Below are 7120 nucleotides of genomic sequence, written 5' to 3' on the forward strand. Positions count from 1 at the left end.
CGTTCGCTTCAGGTTCGTCTAAGGTTCCGTGACCATACTGGAGGGATGTTGGGATTTTTCGACGCCGCACTGCGGGACCGCGCATGAGAGTGTCGGTTCCCGGAATGAGCCGTCGAAAACCATCGGGAATTCACGTGCGGACGCTCCATGCTCGCGTGAAATTGCTGACTGCAGGCCTGGTGGCGATCGCGGTGATCGTGTCGGCGTCGGCGGTGTACATAGTGTTCAACGCGTATTTGCAAGGCAACGTCGATCGACAACTCGAGCGCACGAGTGACGCGATCACCGACACCGTCAATTTCGGCGGTGTCACACCGGTTCTGGGATTGACGGCCGGCGCGGATACAGCGGTCATCCAGGCGGTGGGGCTTCTCACTGCCGACGGCGCCTTGGTGACGGCGACTCCCGGTCTGCCGCCGTTCAGCACGAGCGCAGACGCCATCAGGTCGATCGCAGACGGCAATTCGTCGCAGACAATCGCGACGGTCGATGCGTATCGAATTCTTGTCGAGCCCTCGGTTGCGGGCCAGACTTTGGTTGTCGCGCAATCCCTGGGGCCGACGCGTTCGGTACTCAAGCGACTGGCAGTGGTGTTGGCGGCACTCGGGGCGGCCGGAATCGCCCTAGCTTACGCGGCCGGAGATGCTGTGGCACGCACAGGATTACGGCCGATCGCGCGACTTACTGCGGCGACGCGGCGGGTCGCCGAAACGGATGATCTTGCGCCGATCCCGGTGACCGGTGACGACGAGTTGGCGTCGTTGACAGTCAGTTTCAATCGGATGCTCGGGACGTTGTCGGAATCGCGGGCACGCCAGAGAAGTCTGATCACCGAAGCGGGCCAGGACCTTCTGGCTCCTTTGACTGCACTTCGCACCAATATCGAGTTGTTGATGTCTTTCGATACCAAGTCCGGCGCGATTTCCGAGGCGGATGCAACGCAGCTGCGTGAGGAAATCACCGACCAGATGATGGAGTTGACGCTCCTCGTCGGAGAGTTGGTGGACCGTGCGCGGGTTGACGAAAGCACGTTGGGGAGAGGAGATTCCCTCTAAATCGGACGTCTGACCAGCGACTTTGTTGCATTCGTAATTGAAGCAATGGAAGGAGCGCTGGTAATGTGGGGCAATTGTGAAGTTTTTGGGTATAGCTGGAGTGTGGCGCGAACCGTGGGGTTTGCTGGGCGGGGGCCTTTGGAGGACGAGAGGGATTCAGTGGTCAAGCAAGCACGCGCCGAGCTGACTCGGCAGCAAATCGTTGCCGGCGCGGCCGCGCAGTTCGAGAAGACTGGTTACGGCAGCACCAGCATGGCCGACATAGTCTCGGGGGCCGGTACTACCAAGGGCGCGTTGTATTTCCATTTCGCGTCGAAGGACGAGCTCGCGCAATTCATCATTGCCGAACAGCATCGGCTCTCGATCGAGTCGGTGCAGGCGATTTCCGCGACGGGCAAGGACCCGTTGGAACAGATGATCATGCTCACGCACGAAATGGCACGCCAGATTGTCGACGAGCCGATCGTTCGCGCGGGCATTCGCCTCACGCTGGAACTGAGCACGTACGAGGGGCCGGTGGAACCGTACGCCGAATGGATCTCGGCAATCACCGATCTCACCGCCAGAGCTCAGGCGGAAGGTGAAATCCGAAAATCGGTCAGCGCAGAATCGTTCGGCAGGTTCATGCCCTCGGCATTCACGGGGGTACAGCTGGTTTCGAACGTCCTCACCCGACGCTCGGATCTTCCGGATCGTGTCGACGAGATGTGGCAGATCCTGCTTCCGGGAATCGTCAGCGACGAACTTTCCGGTGACATCGAGCGCCTCGTCAAGTCGCGGTGGACTCCGGCGGCGGCGTAGCCTGCGGGACATGGCCGTCACGCGGATAGTTTCGGATCTGTCGAGTAGCTCGCTCGAGGCCGCGCAGCGCTTCTACACCGAAGTGCTGGGCCTCGAAGTTGTCATGGATCACGGGTGGATCGTGACGTTGGCTTCGCCGACGGATCCGTCATTGCAGATCAGCGTCATGACGCACGGCGCTCATGCGCCCGTAGTACCGGACGTCTCCGTCGAGGTGGATGATCTCGACGCGGCGTACGAGGCCGCGGTGCAGCGCGGCGACACCATCGTCTATCCCGTCACCGAGGAGCCGTGGGGTGTCCGCAGGTTCTTCGCTGCCGACCCCGACGGCCACGTGATCAACATCCTCAGCCACCGACGCGAGCAATGATGGCGTCCCGCCCGGGCGGGCTGACGTACCTCGAGGTGGGCGCAACGTCAGGCGTTCTCCCCGCCGGCTATCACCACGTTCACGAGAGCGCGACGGTCGGATCCGGACGGGAGGATTTCGAGGTTGCCGCTCGAACCGTCGCGAATTGGGGAATGCACCGCGGAGCCGGACTGGCCGTACGGACGGCAGCCCCGACCGCCGTGGCGGGTCAGGATGCGACTTTCGGACTCGGTCCGGTAACTATCCCCGTTCGGATCGTCTATGTCGTAGACGAACCCAATCGCAAGGGCTTCGCGTACGGAACCCGCGCAGGCCACCCCGAATGCGGGGAGGAATTGTTTGTCGTCCAGTTCGACGAGACCAGCCAAGCGGTTCGTATCGAGATCGTCGCATTCTCCAAGCCTGGAACGTGGTGGGTACGTCTCGGCGCTCCGATCGGACGTCGAGTTCAGGCGTTTGTGACGCGCCGCTACGTCCGTGCCGTCCGCGCGAGCGTCGACCGATCGCGGGTATGACCGCTGCCGGGCGCGCTGGAAAAATGATTGGACGAGCTTCGGTTGGGGTTGATAGCTTGTGCGAGACCGTGACAACACGCCAGGAGGTGAGACCCATGAACGCTGTAACCATGTGGGTGCTCCCACTCGTGTTCACGGATCGGCGATTGACGTAGGTGTCGCCGGGAGCGCCCCGAGTAGGCAATCCCGAAAGGTAACACCATGCAATCCAATTCTCCGACCATCGAATTCACTTCCGAGACAACGTCGAACGGTGTCATCGAACGCCATTTCGTTGTAGACGACATCACCGGCGTGCTCTGGTCACCGCCATCCGGATCCGTCGGATCACCACTTCTGCTGTCCGGGCACTCCGGCGGCATGCACAAGAAGGCGCCGGGACTGGTTGCCAGCGCACTCCACAGTGTGAGCTCCCACGGGTTCGCAGTCGCCGCGATCGACGCGCCCGGACATGGCGATCGGCCGCGGAACACACAGGACGAACAGTGGGTCGAGGCGATCCACCAGGCTAGGGCGGCCCACGAGCCGATCGCTCCGATCGTCGTCGAGTACAACCGATCGCTGGCGGAGCGTGCAGTGCCGGAATGGCAGGCGACCATCGACGCTCTGCAAACGCTGCCCGACGTCGACGCCGACGCTCCGATCGGCTTTGGCGGCGTGTCGCTAGGGGTCGTGACCGGGCTGATGTTGGCCCCGGTCGAATCCAGGATCGCTGCCGTGAGCTTCGGTGGAGTTTTTGTGGACGACTCCCTCATCGAAGCGGCACGAAAGCTCACGGTCCCGGTCGAGTACCGGATCCCTTGGGACGACAAGGATTACGACCGCACGTCAGGGGTAGCGTTGTTCGATGCCTTCGGCTCGAAGGAGAAGACGCTGCACGCCTACTCGGGCAGGCACTATCCGGTGCCCGACTACGAGCGAGACAGTTCGGCTCGGTTCTTCGCCCGCCACCTCGGCGGGAGCGGTGGCGCTCCTGTGAGCTGACGTGAACACGTATCGGCGTCCGGCCTGTGTCGGACGCCGATACGATCTCGATCCTTCGCTCGCTAGTAGCCGTCCAGCTTGGCCACTTTTGCTGAGGCGCGCGAGGGTGCGCGCAAGCATGGCCCTCGACCGGGGGGTGCTTACAGCTCGAGGTGCAGTGCCTGTGGAATAAGGGGCCAGAGTGTTCGATAGCGACAAGTGGTCCTTACGGTCCGCCGGGCGGAACGAACTTGTTCGTGATCCAGTTCGATGCTTCGATCTCGTCGAGGATTGTCCGGAGAACTTCGGTGGCTAATGCTCGTGCTGTGCCGAGTATCCGGTCAATACCGAACACCGAACAAGACTGGAAACTCTTCTCTCGCCCGAACTGAGGCGACGACATGTGTTTCAACCGCGCATGTCCAGCCATGCGTCGACTACCCGTCCGATACCTGACCCGGGGGCGGTATTTGAGTGGGCCGATATCGCACGGCGACTGCACCCGACTGGAACTCGTGGCGGTCGACGAGCTCAAGCTGGATGCGCTCGTGCAGACCGGCGAGCAACGTCGGCCCCTGTCCGGCAAGGACCGGTTGCACAACGAACTCGTACTCGTCGATCAGTCCCAGGTCTGCCAATGCCAGGGGGAGTGTTACGCCGCCAACCCACAGGCCTTCGCCGGGCTGCTCCTTGAGCCGTTGAATCACTGGCCCCAAGTCGCCTTGCACGAGTTCGGCATTCCAATCGACCCCGCTCAGCGTGTTCGACACGACGTACTTCTTCGCCCGGTCCATGGCCTGGGCGAACGGGATCTCCCACTCGTCCATCCAGTCAGGCCATGTGCCCGTTGCGGGCCGCCGCCACGCCGACTCCATCATCTCGTAGGTCACCCGGCCGAACAGCAAGGCATCGGCTCGTTCCATCTGAGCGGTCCAGTAGCGCATCGACTCCTGGTCGGGTGGGAGCCCCGCCTCGTGATGGCAGCAGCCGTCGAGTGTGACGTTGATCGAGTATCGAAGTGGTCTCATCTCGTTGTTCTCCCCTGATACGCGCAGAGTGACAGCACCGGACCGTACTCAGACTACTGCCGGGCCGTCGGTGTAGATCAGGTTCGGGACCTGGAGTCACGCGGGGGTCGTCCAGCCAGCAACCAGACGAGCGCACCGAGTACAGGCACCGCGATCACCAGTGCCGACCACCAGAATTTGCCGCCCGAGCGGTCGAAGTCGGTGCGCACGATCGCCACGAGCGCGCTGATCGTGATGAAGATCCAGGCAAGAACGAAGACGGTGAAGGTGATGTCCATCCAAAGCGGAATGGTGGGGTTGGGGGTCGATTCGTTCACGCTTCCAGACCACTTTCGACGACTGTGCCTTGATGAAACAACACGCTCCATCGATTCTCGGTGAACCGCCAGATGGATGATCGCTCGGTAACTCGTTGCGCTTGCGCCAGCCGGTACGTCACCAGATACGTGTCAGGCGCAATCCGGCTCAGCGCTGGCCGGTCAGCCGTCCACCCGAGTTCGGCGGCGTCGTTCACCTCGCCGCGGAGGCGTCGGCGCTCAACTACCGACTGCACGTAGTCGCGGGTGTATCGAGCGCCGGAGGCTCCGATCTCCCGGAACTGCGGGTCGACGACCGCATCGAACTCGTCTCGTGACATCGCTACTCGAGTTCGGTGAAACAGAGGTTCGAACTCCATCAACTCGTCGAGGATCGGGCGAAACTCGTGTGGGGTCGTCACGACTGCTCCGAGAACTGCGCCCTCATCTCGATCCCTATCTCCGCGTGTCGCAGGAGGAAGGCCTTCTCGTCATACCCCTTGCGCCGCAACCAGAGAGTGACCTCGCTGTTGCATTTGCTTGCATTGCACGAGCGGCACGCCGGTGCGATGTTGTCGAGTGTGTAGCGCCCACCGCGGGAGATCGCCAGCACGCAGTCACGTTGCGGCGACTCGTCCGACTCGCCGCAGTACGCGCAGCCACCCCAGGCCGCTTTGAGCGCGGACCACTGCTCGACGGACAGATCGTGCTCCACCAAATCCATCCGGCGTTTCCGTTTACGCGCGTATCTTGCTTTCCGGGTCCGGTTGACGGGCATGACGCCATGCTATCGCCGTGCGGCGTTCACTCCGGGTAGCGCCGCGGGGTGAACACCTGACGGCCCGAACCGGTTTCGACGACGGTTGTCATCGACGAACCGACGATGAGCAGCGTCCGCATGTCGATCTCGGAAGGCTCGAGCTCGCCGAGGGTCACGACGCGAACTGATTCCTCGGCACCGGCAACATCGCGGCCGATGACGACGGGAGTCTCGGGGGAGCGGTGCTCGAGCACGAGGTCCTTCATGGCTTGGACCTGCCACGTCCGGGACTTCGACGCCGGGTTGTAGACCGCAAACGCCATGTCCGCGGCTGCAACTGCCGAGATACGGCGCGCGACGACATCCCACGGCTTGAGGCGATCAGACAACGAGAGCGCCGCGTAGTCGTGCCCGAGGGGAGCACCGACGCGACTGGCGACAGCGTTTGCCGCCGTCATGCCGGGAAGGATGCGGACCGGCACGCCGCGCCACTGGTCTTCGGCGGCAACTTCGAGAACTGCTGCAGCCATGGCGAATACGCCGGGATCTCCCGACGAGACGACAGCTACACGGGCGCCGTTCTTCGCCAGGTCCAACGCCATCGCGGCGCGTTCCGCTTCGACGCGGTTGTCGCTGGAATGGCGACGCTGGCCCGGACGCGTCGGCACGCGATCGACGTACGGGCCGTAGCCGACGAGGTCGGTTGCCAACGAAAGCTCATGCGCCACTTCGGGTGTGGTCCAGGCGGTGTCGCCCGGCCCGAGTCCGACCACGACCACCTCGCCGCGAGACTCGGTCGCAGGTCGAGGGTTGTTCGACGGGCTCGGAACGATGGCGATCGAAAAGTACGGAACTCCGTCCGGGTCGACCTCGGCAGCGGATTCGACGCGTTGACGTGTGGTGCTCGCGCGCTCGACGTAGTGGGCCTCGCCGAGGCGACCGGAATCCTCGAGCGATTGGAGGACCGGTGGGAAGGTACGTCCGAGCTTGAGGATGGCCGCGGCGTCGGTTTCCTTGAGCCGCCTGGTCAGCTCGGCCTGCGGCAACGTTCCGGGCAGGATCGTGAGGATCTCTTCACCCTCGACCAGCGGCTTTCCGAGTGCAGCAGATGCCGCGCTGACGGAGGTGACGCCGGGAATCACTTCGGCGTCGAAGCGATCGGCCAGTCTCTTGTGCATGTGCATGTAGGAGCTGTAGAAGAGCGGATCGCCGGCGGCGAGCAACGCGACGGTTCGACCGGCCGCGAGGTGAACTGCCAGCCGTTCGGCAGCTGCTTCGTAGAACTCGTCCATCGCGCCCTGGTATCCGCCGGGATGATCAACGGTCTCGGTG

At 63.0% G+C, this 7120-nt stretch carries 11 protein-coding genes; 5 read left to right on the forward strand and 6 right to left on the reverse strand.

Translation table 11 applies throughout. The annotated features are described in order from the left end of the window. Positions 1 to 155: 155 nt before the first annotated feature. From A2J01_RS33200 to A2J01_RS33220, 5 genes are all read left to right on the forward strand, one after another. Complete coding sequence (locus A2J01_RS33200) at positions 156 to 1055, forward strand: HAMP domain-containing protein (RefSeq protein WP_225320034.1); 900 nt, start codon at positions 156 to 158, stop codon at positions 1053 to 1055. A 159-nt stretch (positions 1056 to 1214) separates the two neighbouring features. After that, positions 1215 to 1856, forward strand: coding sequence for a ScbR family autoregulator-binding transcription factor (locus A2J01_RS33205; RefSeq protein WP_019748499.1), 642 nt, complete (start codon positions 1215 to 1217; stop codon positions 1854 to 1856). A 10-nt stretch (positions 1857 to 1866) separates the two neighbouring features. Then, entirely contained in the window at positions 1867 to 2226 is a 360-nt protein-coding gene (locus A2J01_RS33210) for a VOC family protein (protein ID WP_064114386.1), read from the forward strand. Further along, a complete protein-coding gene (locus A2J01_RS33215) occupies positions 2226 to 2741 on the forward strand; it encodes a DUF1990 family protein (RefSeq protein ID WP_082901000.1) in 516 nt (171 codons plus the stop codon). The genes A2J01_RS33210 and A2J01_RS33215 overlap by 1 nt, the downstream gene beginning before the upstream one ends. A 201-nt stretch (positions 2742 to 2942) precedes the next feature. After that, positions 2943 to 3725 (forward strand): alpha/beta hydrolase, encoded by a 783-nt coding sequence (locus A2J01_RS33220; RefSeq protein ID WP_047270534.1) that lies wholly within the window; start codon positions 2943 to 2945, stop codon positions 3723 to 3725. Between the two features lie 205 nt (positions 3726 to 3930). Here A2J01_RS33220 and A2J01_RS37295 read toward each other — a convergent pair whose 3' ends face one another. The 6 genes from A2J01_RS37295 to cobJ form a co-directional block, all read right to left on the reverse strand. Continuing rightward, positions 3931 to 4059 (reverse strand): hypothetical protein, encoded by a 129-nt coding sequence (locus A2J01_RS37295; protein WP_256922239.1) that lies wholly within the window; start codon positions 4057 to 4059, stop codon positions 3931 to 3933. An 82-nt stretch (positions 4060 to 4141) separates the two neighbouring features. Then, positions 4142 to 4732, reverse strand: coding sequence for a dihydrofolate reductase family protein (locus A2J01_RS33225; RefSeq protein ID WP_064114388.1), 591 nt, complete (start codon positions 4730 to 4732; stop codon positions 4142 to 4144). A 77-nt stretch (positions 4733 to 4809) separates the two neighbouring features. Then, positions 4810 to 5049 (reverse strand): PLDc N-terminal domain-containing protein, encoded by a 240-nt coding sequence (locus tag A2J01_RS33230; RefSeq protein WP_064114389.1) that lies wholly within the window; start codon positions 5047 to 5049, stop codon positions 4810 to 4812. Continuing rightward, on the reverse strand, positions 5046 to 5450 hold the full coding sequence (locus tag A2J01_RS33235) for a nuclear transport factor 2 family protein (protein WP_007729842.1): 405 nt from the start codon (positions 5448 to 5450) through the stop codon (positions 5046 to 5048). Before A2J01_RS33235 ends, A2J01_RS33230 begins: the two co-directional genes overlap by 4 nt. Further along, positions 5447 to 5806, reverse strand: coding sequence for an HNH endonuclease (locus A2J01_RS33240; RefSeq protein WP_076948440.1), 360 nt, complete (start codon positions 5804 to 5806; stop codon positions 5447 to 5449). The genes A2J01_RS33235 and A2J01_RS33240 overlap by 4 nt, the downstream gene beginning before the upstream one ends. 26 nt (positions 5807 to 5832) lie before the next feature. Then, on the reverse strand, positions 5833 to 7120 hold a 1288-nt coding region (gene cobJ / locus A2J01_RS33245), incomplete at its 5' end, for a precorrin-3B C(17)-methyltransferase (protein WP_064114390.1).

Source organism: Rhodococcus sp. EPR-134 (assembly GCF_001647205.1).
Classification (GTDB): Bacteria; Actinomycetota; Actinomycetes; order Mycobacteriales; family Mycobacteriaceae; genus Rhodococcus_F; species Rhodococcus_F qingshengii.

Bases quoted from the DNA above. Each gene is read 5' to 3' on its own strand.
- A2J01_RS33210 (WP_064114386.1), top strand. From the start codon at position 1,867: ATGGCCGTCACGCGGATAGTTTCGGATCTGTCGAGTAGCTCGCTCGAG.
- A2J01_RS33225 (WP_064114388.1), bottom strand. From the start codon at position 4,732: ATGAGACCACTTCGATACTCGATCAACGTCACACTCGACGGCTGCTGC.
- A2J01_RS33220 (WP_047270534.1), top strand. From the start codon at position 2,943: ATGCAATCCAATTCTCCGACCATCGAATTCACTTCCGAGACAACGTCG.
- A2J01_RS33240 (WP_076948440.1), bottom strand. From the start codon at position 5,806: ATGCCCGTCAACCGGACCCGGAAAGCAAGATACGCGCGTAAACGGAAA.
- A2J01_RS33215 (WP_082901000.1), top strand. From the start codon at position 2,226: ATGGCGTCCCGCCCGGGCGGGCTGACGTACCTCGAGGTGGGCGCAACG.